We start from the raw sequence: 14,977 nt of genomic DNA, 5'->3' as shown, positions 1-14,977 counted from the left end.
CACGCTTTGTAACGTTAAATAAAAAAACCAACCTACGGGTTGGTTTTTTATTGTCTTTATCTAAATCTTTATAAATATCTTGCGTTTATAAAGCATATTTGAAATTAACCAAAAGCCAATAACATGTAATAAAGCAAAGGTGAACGATGCCAATTTAGCACTCATAACTAAAGCGAGTTGATCATACATCCAATCCCCCAAGTTTAGCTCGCCAATATTAACCAGTGAATAGCTCAGTACCCACACACCCGATAACACATAAATAAACAACGGATTCGAGCCATATACAATTAATGGATTAACAATACGTTCGGGTTTTACTATGTCGCAAAGCCACACAAAAAAGGCCAGTACAATACAGGCAATCCCTGAGGTGTAAATAACAAAAGTACTGGTCCAAAGCGATTTATTAATTGGCATAATCAGCGAGCCTAATTGCCCTAAAGCGATACCAACAACCCCAATGACCAACAAACGTTTAATACTTGTCCATTGACTGCTAGAGCTGGTAAGTAAGCGGGTAACCTCAAAGCCAAATAAAACACTTACTACACTAGGTAAGGTGCTCAAAAGCCCTTCTGGATCAAACGCTAATCCTTTACCTTGCCACAAATGCGATTCACCTAATACCGCTATATCAACCGTTCTAACTAGGTTATTCTCTAGTGTATGCGCATTATTAGGACCAACACTTAAAAGCAGTAACCAATATGCAATTAAAATAACAACCGATAAGCTGATCACCCCTCGCCTGTTGAGTAACAATACACAGATAGACGCTAAAATATAGGCAATGCCTATTCGCTGTAATACGCCCAGTATTCTTAAGTTTTCAATGCTCGTGGTAAAGGGATAAATATTTAACGCTAAGCCAATAGCAAAAATAATTGCTCCTCGTTTTATCAGCCGTAACACTTGGCTTGCATTAGCTGTGCTGTTGGTTTTTTTAAATGAAAAAAACATCGCAGAGCCAATAATAAACATGAAAAACGGAAAAATTACATCCGTTGGTGTACACCCATGCCAATCGGCATGAAGTAAAGGGGCATACACGTGGGACCACGAACCCGGTGTATTTACCAGTATCATTAATGCGATGGTTAACCCCCGCATAGCATCAAGCGCTTTATACCTTGTCATTTTGGCTCCTATTTAATAATTTGTATGACTACAAATGACAACGCTGTCACTTTGTTATAAAAAAAAGCCAAGCGCAAGTAATTTAGATAAGTAGCGTTATTGAATTAAAAAAGCCGCAGAATCAGTAATGAAACGGCGGCTTTAAATCAGAATATTTAACTTTATATAATGCTGTGATTATTTAACTTTATAAAGCCTGCTCAAGCTCGGGTAATACATCAAATAAATCAGCAACTAAACCGTAATCAGCCACTTGGAAAATAGGCGCATCTGGGTCTTTATTTATGGCCACAATAATTTTTGAGTCTTTCATGCCTGCTAAATGCTGAATGGCACCACTTATACCTACGGCAATATATAAATTAGGCGCAACAATTTTACCTGTTTGCCCTACTTGCATATCGTTAGGGACAAAGCCTGCGTCAACCGCTGCACGTGAAGCGCCAATTGCAGCCCCCAGCTTATCGGCAATACCATTAAGAAGTGCAAAGTTTTCACCATTTTGCATGCCTCGACCACCTGAAATAACCACATCAGCTGCAGTGAGCTCTGGGCGTTCAGATTCGGTTTGCTCAACACTAACAAAGCTACTTAACTGTGAATCAGAGACCGTATCTAAGGTTGTGACATTAGCTGGCGCTTGTTCGCCTTGTAAATCAAAGCTACTTGCACGCACTGTGATTACTTTTTTACTATCGAGTGATTTAACCGTTGCTATGGCATTTCCCGCATAGATTGGGCGTTTAAACGTGTCTGCGTCAATAACATCAATAATTTCTGAAATTTGTGCAACATCTAATAATGCGGCAACACGCGGCATAAAGTTTTTACCTGTCGTTGTGGCACTTGCCACGATATGGCTATACTCATCTGCAAGTGATAACACTAGATCTGTCATGCTTTCAGCAAGTTGATGTTCGTACACCGCGTTATCTGCAAGTAATACATTTGTAACACCCTCGATGCTCGCAAGTGACTCACTCATGGCACCTAAGTTTATGCCAGCTAACAATACATCGACATCAAAGCCTAATTTTTTAGCGGCGTTAATGGTTTTTGAGGTTTCTGGTTTTAAGGCACCGTTATCGTGCTCTGCAATTACAAGAGTTTTCATTTAAATCACCTTTGCCTCTGTTTTAAGTTTTTCTACAAGCTGTGCAACGTCTTCAACAATAATGCCGCCGCTGCGTTTTGCTGGTTCTTCTACACGAACGACTTCAATACGCGGTGTTAAATCGACACCTAACGAATCAGCCGCAATAACTTCTAGCGGTTTACGTTTAGCTTTCATAATATTAGGTAGCGACGCATAACGAGGCTCGTTTAAACGTAAATCGGTGGTGACTATTGCTGGTAAATTAAGTGCAACAGTTTGCAAACCGCCATCAACTTCGCGGGTTACATTCACTTTGCCATTTTCAATAACGACTTTTGAAGCAAATGTACCTTGGCCGCGATTAGTTAATGCAGCGAGCATTTGGCCTGTTTGATTATTATCAGAATCGATAGATTGCTTGCCTAAAATAACCAGCTCAGGAGATTCTTGCTCAACCACTTTCGCAAGTAACTTTGCAATATGGAGAGATTCTAGGTTTTGCTCGGTTTCAACATGAATCGCTTTATCAGCGCCAAGGGCAAGTGCTGTGCGTAATTGCTCTTGTGATGCTTTAGCGCCAATAGTCACAACAACCACTTCGCTTGCAGTACCTGCTTCTTTTAAACGAATCGCTTCTTCTACCGCAATTTCACAAAATGGGTTCATTGCCATTTTTACGTTTGTTAAATCAACACCGCTGTTATCAGGTTTAACGCGAGCTTTTACGTTGTAATCAATCACTCTTTTTATTGGTACGAGAACTTTCATAGGGACTCCATAATTATTTAAACCTATAAGCTAACGTATACGTCAACCTATTTATTTTATGAAATCAGACTACTTCCTGTTGACGTAAACGTCAACCTGAAATAACCTTAAACTATTCACAACCTGTAACGTTTAATTTGCATCACAAAATAACAGGTTGCTTAGCTTACTTTTTGCCTATAGGGCAAGAGTGAGTCCGTCATAGATAAAGAGGTTATTATGATTGAACGCGAAACCATGGAATTTGATGTTGTTGTTGTAGGGGCAGGCCCTGCTGGGCTTTCAACAGCAATTAAACTCGCGCAGCAAGCACAAGAAAAACAACAAGAGTGTATGATTTGTGTGGTTGAAAAAGGCTCTGAAGTGGGCGCGCATGTATTATCGGGTGCTGTTTTTGAAACCAAAGCATTGGATGAGCTACTGCCAAACTGGCAAGAATTGGGCGCGCCTGTTACGACTAAAGTCCAAAGCGATGAAATTTATTGGTTTAATAACGAACAAAAAGCAACCTCTATTCCTCATTTTGCAACCCCAAACACATTTCATAATAACGGTAACTACATTGTTTCGATGGGGAATGTATGTCGTTGGCTTGCTGAACAAGCAGAAAGCTTAGGCGTTGAAATTTTTCCAGGCTTTAGTGCTCATTCACTTATTATTGAAGATGATGTTGTTAAAGGCATTATCACCGGTGATATGGGGCTGGATAAAAACGGCGACGAAAAAGACGGTTACATGCCGGGTATGGAGTTACGTGCTAAATACACGGTATTTGCTGAGGGCTGTCGCGGCCATTTAGGTAAGCAACTGATCAATCAGTTTGCTTTAGACGATGAAAGCTCGCCACAGCATTACGGTTTAGGCTTTAAAGAAATTTGGCAAGTGGATGAATCTAAACACCAGCTTGGTAAAGTAGTTCACGGAACCGGTTGGCCATTGAGTGGCGATACTGGCGGTGGTGCTTTTATGTATCATAGCGAAAACAACCAAGTGGTGGTTGGTTTAATTGTTGATTTAAATTATTCAAATCCACATTTAAGCCCATTTGATGAGTTTCAGCGCTTAAAACACCACCCGGTATTTAAAAACACCCTCGAAGGGGGTGAGCGTATTGCTTATGGTGCGCGCGCCATTGCCAAAGGCGGTTTACACTCTTTGCCTAAAATGCATTTCCCGGGTGGCTTGTTAGTGGGCTGTGATGCAGGCACGCTTAATTTTGCAAAAATTAAAGGTAATCATACGGCTATGAAGTCAGGCATGATAGCCGCTGAGGTCATTTTTAATGCGCTACAAAACAATTTAGCTAACACGGATTTAACCCAGTACACTGCTGAGTTTAAAAAATCATGGGCGTATAAAGAGCTGTATCAATCTCGTAACTTTGGCCCTGCAATGCATACATTAGGTAAATTTGCAGGCGGTGCATACAACACCCTTGATCAAAACATATTTAAGGGTGCACTACCGTTTAGTTTTAAAGATAACGTACCCGATCACGCCACTTTAAAAGACGCTGATCAAGCTGAAAAGATTGCCTATCCGAAGCCTGATGGCAAACTCAGCTTTGATAAGCTTTCTTCGGTATTTTTATCAAACACTAATCATGAAGAATCACAGCCGTGTCATTTAAAACTCAAAGATGCATCAATTCCGATTAAGGTAAATTTAGTTAAATTTGATGAACCTGCACAGCGATACTGCCCTGCCGGCGTTTATGAAGTACAAGAAGTCGAAGGCGAGCAAGTCTTTGTGATCAATGCACAAAACTGTGTGCATTGTAAAACCTGTGATATTAAAGATCCGAGCCAAAATATCACCTGGGTCACCCCTGAAGGTGCTGGCGGTCCTAACTACCCCAATATGTAACAACCTTTCTAAAGAAATTATAAACTTATCCTAAATTGCAGGGGCTTCGGCCCCTTTTTTGCGCTATGCTGTTAAGTAATATGAATAAATGAGAGTGTGTTATGGCGTCGTCGAGTGTAATTTTTCGTTTTTTAGCAGAGCCTACCGATGTAAATTTTGGTGGTAAGGTGCATGGTGGTGTGGTCATGAAGTGGATTGACCAAGCAGGCTATGCCTGTGCTGCAGGTTGGAGCGGTCATTACTGCGTAACCGTATCGGTTGCGGGCGTTAAGTTTAGCCGTCCTATTTTGGTTGGCCAAATTGTTGAAGTGGAAGCCAAAATTGCACACACCGGTAAAACCAGTATGCAAATTTTCATACAAGTACGCTGTGGCGATCCTAAAACCCAAAACTTAGTTGAAACTAATCATTGTGTTATAAGTTTTGTTGCTATGGATGAGACTGGTTACCCTGTTGCCGTGCCTGAATTCACATCTGTTACTGACGAAGATAAAAAGCTAGAAAATTACGCTATTAAAATGAAACAAATAGCGATAGAAACAGAAAACTTACTTTATCAAGTTTAATTAAGTACCTTTTGCAGGTATGTATAAACTACAACAAGCTGTAAATTCTACAATTTTTATTTTTTTACAAATTAACAGTACGCTTAACAGCTGGATGTTTTGCGTACTTAAACCACCAAAAAAGTTCAATAAATACACTTTAAGAGCAAATATTAAACAAAAAAATTATTGGCATGTTCACTGCAATTAGTAAATCGACGTTTGATGAATCTATCGAACATTAGATTTTATTTTTTAAAGGAGCTATACAATGATTAAAACACTTTCTCTTTCTGCACTTGCTTTAGCAACACTGGGTTTTAATTCAGCAGCACAGGCTGATGTTACCGACATGGACTCTCCACGTATTTATACGGGTATTGGTTACGGCCAATATTCATTTCAGTTTGAAGATAGCGAAAACGACACCGATTTCGATGACGACGCGCAAATGTTAAAAGGTTATATCGGTACTCAATTTAATGAACATTTAAGCCTTGAACTTGCCTATCAAAATTTTGATGAAGTGAGTGACATAGACAGTAAAGCAGAAATTGATGGGGTATCACTGGCAGCGCGTTTTGCAGCGCCAATCACTGAAGATTTTTCTGTATATGCAAAAGGCGGTTGGTTTGAATGGGATGCTGATTTAACTCAAGAACTACCAGTGGGCAGCGTTAGCGTATCACAAGACGGTGGTGACGTATTTTATGGTGCAGGTATTGAATATGCTTTCACAACCAATATGCAAGTGCGTTTAGAGTATGAGCGTTACGAATTAGATGATGATATTGATCCAGAAATGGACGTTGCGTCAGTATCTTTCCAATATATGTTTTAATAACAACTCAATAGTTGCAATGTAAGGGTAAGGCTAGGTTTAGCCTTGCCCTTTTTTATTCCACATTTAAACCAATCAGTCTAAACTCTCTTTATGCTGATTATATTAAGCTAATGCCACCAATGGTAATTACAGGTAGAATACCCCCCTATTTTATTTGTTAGCGAGCATTATGAGCGATTATCAGATTTCGGCTATTGGCCATATTCAATCACCGTATAAACAAAAGTTTGCCATTCCTAGACAACCTCGATTAGTGCCAGAAGCAAAAGCTAAACTTATTTTTGCTCCAGATTTTAATCGTGAAGAATTTGTTCGTGGTTTAGATGAATTTAGCCATATTTGGCTATTATTTCGTTTTCATGAAACCGCAGATAAAGGCTATTCAGCAATGGTGCGCCCGCCGCGCCTTGGTGGCAATGAACGTAAAGGCGTTTTTGCCACACGCGCTACATTCAGACCTAACGCTATAGGGATGAGTGCTGTTAAGTTAGAGGGAATTGAATACAAAAATGGGCAGTTAGCGTTATTGCTCGCCGGTATTGATTTACTTGATGGTACACCTATTGTTGATATTAAGCCTTATTTGCCCTATTCAGACGCTTTACCTGATGCCAGTGCAGGCTTTGCCGACACGCGCCCAGAAACTCACATGAGTGTTGAATTTAGTGAGCAAGCTTTGGAATTTATAAATAAACAAAGCCACTATCCTGAGCTACAAGCGTTTATTAGTAATGTACTAAAACAAGACCCTCGCCCAGCGTATAAAAAGCAAAAACAAGGCATGCAAAGTTATGGTATGAATTTGTATGAATACAACATTACCTGGCAAGTGACTGACTCTCATCATCTGGTTTCTCATATAGAGCCCAGTTAAACTAACTTTAAAACCCTGCTATGGCTATAAAATGCGATAAAAAATCACTTAGCGCTTTAGTGTCAATGCATCCGCTGGTAAACTGAGCGCCTTAATTAAAAGAACATATTACTCTATTTCGGAAAAAACATGCGTACTAGTCAATATATACTCGCTACACTTAAAGAAACGCCATCAGATGCGGAAATTGTATCGCATCAATTAATGCTTAGAGCCGGAATGATCCGTCGCGTCGCTTCGGGTTTATACACTTGGCTACCCTCTGGTTTACGTGTGCTTAGAAAAGTAGAAAACATTGTACGCGAAGAAATGGATAAAGCAGGCGCAATTGAAATGCTCATGCCAGTAATTCAACCGGCTTACTTATGGGAAGAATCGGGCCGCTGGAGTGAGTTTGGTCCTGAGCTTATGCGCTTTACCGATCGTCACAATCGTGAATTTGCTATGGGTCCTACCCATGAAGAAGTGATCACCGATTTTGTCCGCAAAGAAATTAACAGCTACAAGCAACTGCCTATTACTTTGTACCAAGTACAAACTAAAGTACGTGACGAACGTCGTCCGCGCTTTGGTGTTATGCGTGCTCGTGAATTTACTATGAAAGATGCCTACTCATTCCATTTAACCGATGAATGTTTAGATGCAACTTATCAAGTTATGCACAAAGCCTACTGTAATATTTTTGAACGTTTAGGCCTTGATTTCCGCCCTGTTATTGCTGATACCGGCTCTATAGGCGGTAGTGTATCGCATGAGTTTCACGTACTTGCTGAATCTGGCGAAGACGCTATTGCCTTTAGTGATGCTAGTGACTACGCCGCTAATATTGAAAAAGCTGAAGCGCTAGCGCCAACTGAATCGCGCCCTGAAGCAAGCAAAGAGCTAAAAGCATTCCCAACGCCTGATGCTAAAACAATTAATGAGCTGAAAAAACACTATGGTGTAAAACCACATCGCGGTGTTAAAACACTGATTGTTTATGGCGCCCCTGATGAAGACGGAAAACGTGGCTTAGTTGCACTAGTACTGCGTGGCGATCACGAGCTTAATGAACTTAAAGCTGAAAAACACCCACTGGTTGCTGCACCATTAGAAATGGCAACCGAGGCAGATATTGTGGCTGCCATTGGCGCAAAACCGGGTTCTTTAGGCCCTGTTGGCTTAAACATGCCAATTATTGTTGATAGAACAGCGAATGTAATGGCTGATTTTGTAGCTGGTGCCAACAAAGACGATGAGCACTTTAGTGGTATTAACTGGGATCGCGACGTAACAGACTACGAAGTTGCTGATATCCGTAATATTGTTGAGGGCGATCCTAGCCCGTGTGGTCAAGGCACGTTGCAAATTAAGCGCGGTATTGAAGTTGGTCATATTTTCCAACTAGGTACTAAGTACTCAGAAGCAATGAAAGCAGGTGTATTAAGCGAATCGGGTAAAAACCAAACAATGACTATGGGGTGTTATGGTATTGGTGTATCGCGTGTTGTTGCTGCAGCTATTGAGCAAAATAACGACCAATACGGTATTACCTGGCCTAAAGCCATCGCCCCTTTCGATTTAGCAATTGTGCCAATGAATATGCATAAATCGCATCGTATCCCTGATATTGCTAATAATCTATATCAAGGTTTGAAAGATGCAGGTTTAGATGTGCTATTTGATGACCGTAAAGAGCGCCCTGGTGTTATGTTTAACGACATGGAATTACTCGGTGTACCTTACACGCTTGTAATTGGTGAGCGTAACCTTGATGAAAACAAGGTAGAACTTAAAAACCGCCGCACTGGTGAAAAGCTAATGATAGATATTGATAGCGCAATTGAAACAATCAAAAATCAATTTAATGCATAAGCTTAAAATTAATTAAAAAACCGCTGTATGATTTTTTCATACAGCGGTTTTTTATTAATTCCTGTAAGCCAAGCTAGATTTTTAAGTACTCATTTCAGCACTAAAACCTAATAATAATTAATAAAAAAGGTCGCTCTGCGACCTTTTTATACTTATGAATTATCTAAACAACACATCTTCACGGTTAAACCATTTCACACAAAATGCCAGTAGTGCCCCAGCGATGAGTGCTGTTGCTAGGAATATCAATCCCACCAGCGTGTAATCAACGGTGCCTTTAACAATTTCTTTAATCGCTAAGGCGACGTTAGTTACCGGAATAAACGCCGTTTTCGAGGTCAGTTCCATGTTAGGCATTATTGAAATAATAATCGGGAAAAACACGACCATACTTAATGGCGTCATGTAATTTTGCGCTTCTTTAAACGAGCGTGCATAGATTGATATTGCCAGAGCTAATGCAGAAAAGGTTGCAGCTATAGGCAATAATAAGACAAAAATCATTAGTAAGTCTGTGATAGCCAATGTACTAAAAGCGGCTTTGATAAATTCAAGATCAGCAAAAGCCAGCGCTAAGGCTATCCAACACCCCATACTAATAACGGTTATCGTGGTTGATGCAATTGACGTAGTGAGTAGAGTAATGAATTTACCCAATACTAGCTCGGTACGAGTAATAGGTGTAAGTAATAAAGTTTCTAAGGTACCTCGTTCTTTTTCACCGGCCCCTAAATCAATAGCCGGATACGTTGCGCCTACCAGTACTAACGGAATAAGTAGATAAGGTAAAAACCCACCCACTTTTTCACCTAGGTTTTCGCGCTTATCGGCAGTGTCTACTTTAACTACATTAACTGGCTTTAAAATAGCTTCTTGTGCGCTTTTATCTATACCAAAGCTCAATAATTTACTTTCTTGTAAAGTATCACTGTACTCTTTAGCAAGCTCTTTGACACGCTCAAATAAAAAGTTAATTGATTTTGAATCATTGAATACAACTTGCCATTCGCTTTGCTGTTGCTCATTTAATGTTTGCACTGCATCGCTTGGCAGGTATATTCCCATGTCGATATCGCCAGCGTTTACACCTGCTTTTAGCTCCTCAACACTGTTGAAAGTTTTATCACCTTTATATAACTCAAAGCTTTTGTGATAAAACACTTTATCAGTAAATTCTGGTGCATAGTCGCCATTGATAATCACATAGGTATTTACTTTTTGTTCAGCATCAAGCGCAGCTTGCGAGGATATAAACGCAACCACAGCAAATAACAACGGGAAAACTACAATAGGAAATACCACCACGAACAATAAGGTTTTTTTATCGCGTAGTAGCTCGGTTAATTCCTTTTTAAATACTTCAAACATCATGTTTCTCCGTTAATATGTTCATAAACGCTTGATTTAATTCTTCACTGTTGCCTGCCTGTTTAAATTCAGCAAGCGTGCCATCAAAACAACTAACGCCTTCATTAATCACCGCAACGCGGTCACATAAAAGCGCAACTTCATCCAAATGATGCGTAGAAAAAATAACGGGAGTACCTTGTGCTTTTAAGCCTTTAATAAAGTTGATCACCGTTTGGGTGGTCATAATATCGAGGCCGGTAGTTGGCTCATCGAGAATAACAACGTCAGGGTGATGTACCACAGCACGCGCAATGTTGGCTTTTTGCTTCATGCCGGTTGATAGGTTCTCAGCGCGTTTATCAATAAATTTATGCATATCAAGTAAGGTAAATAACTCTTCACAGCGTGCCTTAATAGCCGGCTTGCTCATGCCGTGCAGTTTTGCAAAGTACTCTATGTTTTCTTTTACCGTTAAACGACCATATAAACCAGTAGAGCCGGATAAAAAACCGATAGATTTACGCCCAATGAGTGGCTTTTTAATTATGTCATTTCCTGCAATAGTAATACTGCCATCATCTGGTTTTAAAGCGGTAGAGATCATTCTTAATGTTGTGGTTTTGCCTGCACCATTAGGCCCTAACAGCCCTAATACTTCGCCTTTTGCACAGCTAAAGCTGACATTTTTAACCGAGTGAAAATAATCTTTATCTTCACGGGGGTCTATATCATCTATTTTATTTTTTTTATGATCTTTAGTGAGCTTAAATTTCTTTTTAAGCGCGGTAACTTCTATCATTTTCGTGTCCTTCGTTTCGGTCTAAAATAGTCCGTGTTATCGTAAAATGATGGATTGTTATTCTCATCACACCAACCAGGAACACCTAATAAAGGTAAAGGTGAAAGCTGTTTGTTATCGGCTAAACAATCATCAGTTTTAATCATCTCATAAAGACGCTGATCTAGGTACTGGTATTGCGTTACTAAATCTTTACAAAATATTTCATCCGGTACATTTACAAATAAGGCTTTGCCAGTTAGTCCAATATAAGGTTTGGTTAACATTTCATAATTGGCATGGCCAAACATGAAAGGTGCAATGGTTTTACCCCACTGCTCTCTATGTTCGATGAAGGCTGTTTTCCATTGATGATCTCTTAACCACTCTTTCCACTGTGATTCGCTAATAGCTAAAACCACACCGCATTCGTCAAACAAGGTCAGTGCGTTACGGTGTTTACTTCGTTGTTTTAACCCATGCAACGCTATTTCATCAACATGACGCTGATTAATAAGGGCTTTTGTTTTTGGAAATAAGCACCAAATAAAACCACCAAACAGATCATGCCAGTTTTGTTGTCGGGTGGGCACGTCCCCTGTTTCAAAAATGACTTGTTCATAATAGCGCTCAGCAAAATCAACCTTGGCATCATCGACAAAACGAATTGGCAGATTATTAGCATTGATGGCGTTTAAATACGGGGTAAAGTACGCAGGCTCAGGCCAGTCTGTTTGCTGATCTATTTTAAACAGCTGACGAAGGTGCTCAAATGCACCTCCATTTATACTCGTTACTTGAAATTGTTCTGGGGGAGTAAAACGCTTCATTGTTACCTTTACTGTACATTTTTATCAGCAACAGTTTACCGCAAAAACTGGTTCTAATTAACAGAAGTTCATATACTAACGCCACTTAGAACAAAAAAAGAGCCAATATGAAACGTTATTTTTCTTTGACCCTAATAACAACGGCAATTTTAGCCGGTTGTGCAACAACAAGTATCACATCTGATGATGTCGCTAAAGGCTACAACAGCATTCAAGCGGATGAAATTGCTAAGCATGTAAAAGTGTTAGCTTCTGATGAATTTGGTGGACGTGCTCCTTCATCTGAAGGTGAAAAGCTTACGCTTGATTACTTAACAAAAGAATTTACTGCTTTAGGCTTTGAGCCGGGTAATGGCGACAGCTTTTTCCAAGAAGTGCCGCTTGTATCGTTAGAAGCAGACTCTGATATGGTGCTTAATATTGGCGGTAAAGACTACCAATACAAAAAAGACATGGTTATGGGTAGTAGCCGTATTAGTGCGCAAGAAGGAATTGAAAACTCGGAGCTTGTATTTGTGGGCTACGGTGTTAACGCACCTGAATATAACTGGAATGATTACGAAGGCCTAGATGTTAAAGGTAAAACCGTTGTTATGCTGGTAAACGATCCGGGTTTTGCAACTAAAGATCCTGCTTTATTCACCGGCGATGCAATGACCTATTACGGGCGTTGGACTTACAAATACGAAGAAGCAAGCCGTCAAGGTGCTGCAGGCGCTATTATTATTCATGAAACTGCTCCAGCGTCTTACCCTTGGTCTGTGGTTGAGAACTCATGGAGTGGCGAGCAATTTGGTTTCGTAAAAGAAAACAATAATATGGACCGTGTTGCTGTTGAAGGTTGGGTTACTGTTGATGTAGCAAAAGAGCTTTTTTCTAAAGCAGGCCTTGATTTTGAAACCGCCAAAGCAAACGCTGCCAAAGGTGCTTACCATGTTGATATGGGCGATTTAACAGCCACTGTAAATGTAAAAAACACCATCAAAAAATCGGTATCTTATAACTTTATTGCCACTCTTCCTGGTAGTAAAACACCCGATGAGCATATTATTTACTCTGCGCATTGGGATCATTTAGGAACGGATAAAAACCGTAAAGGCGATCAAATTTATAACGGCGCACACGATAACGCAACAGGTACAGCCGGTATGATAGAAGTTGCCGAAGCCTTTACCAAACTAGGTAAACGCCCTGACCGTTCAATGACCTTTTTAGCGGTAACCGCTGAAGAGCAAGGTTTATTAGGCTCGAAATATTATGCTGCGAATCCAGTTATTCCAGCTAATAAAACCGTTGCAAATATTAATATGGACAGCTTAAACCTATTAGGTAAAGTAAAAGATATTAGTGTGGTGGGTATTGGTAAATCACAAATGGATGAGCTATTAGCAACTGCGGCCAAAGAGCAAGGCAGAACAGTATCGGGCGACCCTAAACCATCTTCAGGTGGCTACTACCGCTCAGATCACTTTGCCTTTGCTAATATGGGTGTTCCTGCCATGTATGCCGGTGGCGGTACACAAGCGTTTGACGATGAAACTGCAAATTACCGTAAGCGTATGAGCTTAGTACTGCGTGGTTGTTACCATCAACCTTGTGATAGATACCGCGATGAGTGGGATTTATCAGGTGCGGTTCAAGATTTACAATTATTTTATAAAGTAGGTTTTGATATTTCACAACAAACTCAGTGGCCTACGTGGAATGAAAACTCAGAGTTTCAACGTAAAAAGTAACTACTGCGACAACACGTAAATGATATTGATTATCATTTAATAAAATAGTACAGTGCGATCTCATTCTTTAATTAGGTCGTACTGTATGTTTTTAACATCCCATTTAGGAGTTATTTCGCCAGCTGCAAAACGTGTTTTTCATCAAAATAAACGCCTAATTTTACCTCTGTTAATTTTAGTCTGTTTAGCCCTGCCCAGCTTACGCACCATAACAATTACTGCACTCAGTGATGCTTTTTTTCAAGTCAGTGTATTTGTTGCTGCGACCTTATTTATTTACTATTACGCGATTGATCATTTACCACAGCTAGAACTTCGTTACCTAAATGCTAAGTCACCGGTATTAGAGGTAAGCTTTGCTGCTTTTTTAGGCATGTTACCAGGCTGTGGTGGCGCGATTATTGTGGTGACTCAATTTACAAAAGGCCAAGCTAGCTTTGGCGCAATTGTTGCTGTATTAACGGCCACTATGGGTGATGCCGCGTTTTTATTGTTAGCGACTCGCCCTACCGAGGGTTTAACCATCATGGCAATAGGGTTTGTGGTTGGCTCAGTAACGGGTTTAATCGTCAACACACTTCATAAAACAGGCTACTTATGCCCAACTGATCAAAAGCACACACCACAGGTTACCCTTTTACCGACGAAAATAATTACGCTCAGTAAGCCTATTTGGTACATCGCTATTATTCCGGGGTTACTCATTGCCTTTTTACTCGCTTTTAATATTGATTTGAGCCAATTTGGGCAGTACACCACATTCACTGTTACTCATTTTGGCGCATTAATGGCGTTGTTTGTCGTATTTATGTGGGCGTTATCTTCAAAAGGTGAAAGCTATAAAGAAGTAACCTCAGAAGATGATATATGCAGTCCACCTTCAAAACTCACAAAAGTACTGCAAGATACTCATTTTGTAACCGCGTGGGTGGTTGCCTCCTTTATATTATTTGAACTACTGGTTACCGTGTTTGGCCTTGACTTAAAAACATGGTTTTTAAATTATGCTTATATGGCCCCGCTCATAGCGGTTTTAATTGGTTTTTTACCTGGCTGTGGCCCGCAAATAATTGTTACCACTTTATATATTCAAGGGGTTATTCCGTTTAGCGCATTAGCGGCCAATGCCATTTCCAACGATGGCGATGCGCTTTTCCCAGCCATTGCCATGACACCCAAAGCGGCTATTATTGCCACGCTATATACCGCTATTCCCGCGTTATTAGTTGGTTATGGACTGTATTTTCTGAGCTAAATCAGTCTAGCTTTTATTTATTAAGTTATAAAAAAACCAGC

Annotated in this window: 13 protein-coding genes; 7 read left to right on the top strand and 6 right to left on the bottom strand. The window is 40.1% G+C overall.

The window, feature by feature from the left end; genetic code table 11:
* Positions 1 to 60 precede the first annotated feature (60 nt).
* The 3 genes from N523_RS0112360 to N523_RS0112350 form a co-directional block, all read right to left on the bottom strand.
* A complete protein-coding gene (locus tag N523_RS0112360) occupies positions 61 to 1,140 on the bottom strand; it encodes an acyltransferase family protein (protein ID WP_028835205.1) in 1,080 nt (359 codons plus the stop codon).
* Positions 1,141 to 1,327: 187 nt separating this feature from the next.
* The gene (locus N523_RS0112355; protein WP_028835204.1) at positions 1,328 to 2,254 is read right to left on the bottom strand and encodes an electron transfer flavoprotein subunit alpha/FixB family protein; all 927 of its coding nucleotides are present in this window, start codon (positions 2,252 to 2,254) and stop codon (positions 1,328 to 1,330) included.
* Positions 2,255 to 3,004, bottom strand: coding sequence for an electron transfer flavoprotein subunit beta/FixA family protein (locus N523_RS0112350; RefSeq protein ID WP_013464986.1), 750 nt, complete (start codon positions 3,002 to 3,004; stop codon positions 2,255 to 2,257).
* Between the two features lie 219 nt (positions 3,005 to 3,223).
* Here N523_RS0112350 and N523_RS0112345 point away from each other — a divergent pair, with 219 nt between their 5' ends.
* The 5 genes from N523_RS0112345 to N523_RS0112320 all read left to right on the top strand — a co-directional run bounded on the left by N523_RS0112345 (position 3,224) and on the right by N523_RS0112320 (position 8,987).
* Entirely contained in the window at positions 3,224 to 4,870 is a 1,647-nt protein-coding gene (locus N523_RS0112345; protein ID WP_028835203.1) for an electron transfer flavoprotein-ubiquinone oxidoreductase, read from the top strand.
* A gap of 101 nt (positions 4,871 to 4,971) precedes the next feature.
* Entirely contained in the window at positions 4,972 to 5,436 is a 465-nt protein-coding gene (locus tag N523_RS0112340; RefSeq protein ID WP_024602547.1) for an acyl-CoA thioesterase, read from the top strand.
* A gap of 250 nt (positions 5,437 to 5,686) precedes the next feature.
* Positions 5,687 to 6,256: an outer membrane beta-barrel protein gene (locus tag N523_RS0112330; RefSeq protein ID WP_013464990.1), complete on the top strand. Its 570-nt coding sequence runs from the start codon at positions 5,687 to 5,689 to the stop codon at positions 6,254 to 6,256.
* Between the two features lie 172 nt (positions 6,257 to 6,428).
* On the top strand, positions 6,429 to 7,133 hold the full coding sequence (tsaA, locus tag N523_RS0112325) for a tRNA (N6-threonylcarbamoyladenosine(37)-N6)-methyltransferase TrmO (RefSeq protein WP_028835202.1): 705 nt from the start codon (positions 6,429 to 6,431) through the stop codon (positions 7,131 to 7,133).
* 129 nt (positions 7,134 to 7,262) lie between these two features.
* Positions 7,263 to 8,987 carry a proline--tRNA ligase gene (locus tag N523_RS0112320; protein ID WP_028835201.1) on the top strand — a complete coding sequence of 575 codons (1,725 nt, stop codon included), beginning with the start codon at positions 7,263 to 7,265 and terminating at the stop codon, positions 8,985 to 8,987.
* 159 nt (positions 8,988 to 9,146) lie between these two features.
* Here the strand turns inward: N523_RS0112320 and N523_RS0112315 are convergent, their stop codons facing one another.
* Genes N523_RS0112315 through N523_RS0112305 form a run of 3 tightly spaced genes read right to left on the bottom strand, consistent with a single transcriptional unit; the run spans position 9,147 to position 11,945 of the window.
* Entirely contained in the window at positions 9,147 to 10,355 is a 1,209-nt protein-coding gene (locus N523_RS0112315; RefSeq protein ID WP_028835200.1) for an ABC transporter permease, read from the bottom strand.
* Positions 10,348 to 11,136 (bottom strand): ABC transporter ATP-binding protein, encoded by a 789-nt coding sequence (locus N523_RS0112310; RefSeq protein ID WP_028835199.1) that lies wholly within the window; start codon positions 11,134 to 11,136, stop codon positions 10,348 to 10,350. Before N523_RS0112310 ends, N523_RS0112315 begins: the two co-directional genes overlap by 8 nt.
* Entirely contained in the window at positions 11,133 to 11,945 is an 813-nt protein-coding gene (locus N523_RS0112305; protein ID WP_028835198.1) for a DUF3025 domain-containing protein, read from the bottom strand. The genes N523_RS0112310 and N523_RS0112305 overlap by 4 nt, the downstream gene beginning before the upstream one ends.
* Before the next feature lie 107 nt (positions 11,946 to 12,052).
* Here N523_RS0112305 and N523_RS0112300 point away from each other — a divergent pair, with 107 nt between their 5' ends.
* The gene (locus tag N523_RS0112300; RefSeq protein ID WP_024603030.1) at positions 12,053 to 13,681 is read left to right on the top strand and encodes a M28 family metallopeptidase; all 1,629 of its coding nucleotides are present in this window, start codon (positions 12,053 to 12,055) and stop codon (positions 13,679 to 13,681) included.
* An 85-nt stretch (positions 13,682 to 13,766) separates the two neighbouring features.
* Positions 13,767 to 14,936: a putative manganese transporter gene (locus tag N523_RS0112295; protein ID WP_028835197.1), complete on the top strand. Its 1,170-nt coding sequence runs from the start codon at positions 13,767 to 13,769 to the stop codon at positions 14,934 to 14,936.
* Positions 14,937 to 14,977 lie beyond the last annotated feature (41 nt).

This window comes from Pseudoalteromonas sp. 23_GOM-1509m (genome assembly GCF_000518425.1).
Taxonomy (GTDB): domain Bacteria; phylum Pseudomonadota; class Gammaproteobacteria; order Enterobacterales; family Alteromonadaceae; genus Pseudoalteromonas; species Pseudoalteromonas tetraodonis.
The sequence above is the reverse complement of the archived record's forward strand: the minus strand, read 5'-3'. Positions and strand labels throughout refer to the sequence as shown.

Bases quoted from the DNA above. Each gene is read 5' to 3' on its own strand.
- N523_RS0112340 (WP_024602547.1), top strand. From the start codon at position 4,972: ATGGCGTCGTCGAGTGTAATTTTTCGTTTTTTAGCAGAGCCTACCGAT.
- N523_RS0112345 (WP_028835203.1), top strand. From the start codon at position 3,224: ATGATTGAACGCGAAACCATGGAATTTGATGTTGTTGTTGTAGGGGCA.
- N523_RS0112350 (WP_013464986.1), bottom strand. From the start codon at position 3,004: ATGAAAGTTCTCGTACCAATAAAAAGAGTGATTGATTACAACGTAAAA.
- N523_RS0112355 (WP_028835204.1), bottom strand. From the start codon at position 2,254: ATGAAAACTCTTGTAATTGCAGAGCACGATAACGGTGCCTTAAAACCA.
- N523_RS0112360 (WP_028835205.1), bottom strand. From the start codon at position 1,140: ATGACAAGGTATAAAGCGCTTGATGCTATGCGGGGGTTAACCATCGCA.
- N523_RS0112310 (WP_028835199.1), bottom strand. From the start codon at position 11,136: ATGATAGAAGTTACCGCGCTTAAAAAGAAATTTAAGCTCACTAAAGAT.
- N523_RS0112320 (WP_028835201.1), top strand. From the start codon at position 7,263: ATGCGTACTAGTCAATATATACTCGCTACACTTAAAGAAACGCCATCA.
- N523_RS0112330 (WP_013464990.1), top strand. From the start codon at position 5,687: ATGATTAAAACACTTTCTCTTTCTGCACTTGCTTTAGCAACACTGGGT.
- tsaA (WP_028835202.1), top strand. From the start codon at position 6,429: ATGAGCGATTATCAGATTTCGGCTATTGGCCATATTCAATCACCGTAT.
- N523_RS0112300 (WP_024603030.1), top strand. From the start codon at position 12,053: ATGAAACGTTATTTTTCTTTGACCCTAATAACAACGGCAATTTTAGCC.
- N523_RS0112305 (WP_028835198.1), bottom strand. From the start codon at position 11,945: ATGAAGCGTTTTACTCCCCCAGAACAATTTCAAGTAACGAGTATAAAT.
- N523_RS0112315 (WP_028835200.1), bottom strand. From the start codon at position 10,355: ATGTTTGAAGTATTTAAAAAGGAATTAACCGAGCTACTACGCGATAAA.
- N523_RS0112295 (WP_028835197.1), top strand. From the start codon at position 13,767: ATGTTTTTAACATCCCATTTAGGAGTTATTTCGCCAGCTGCAAAACGT.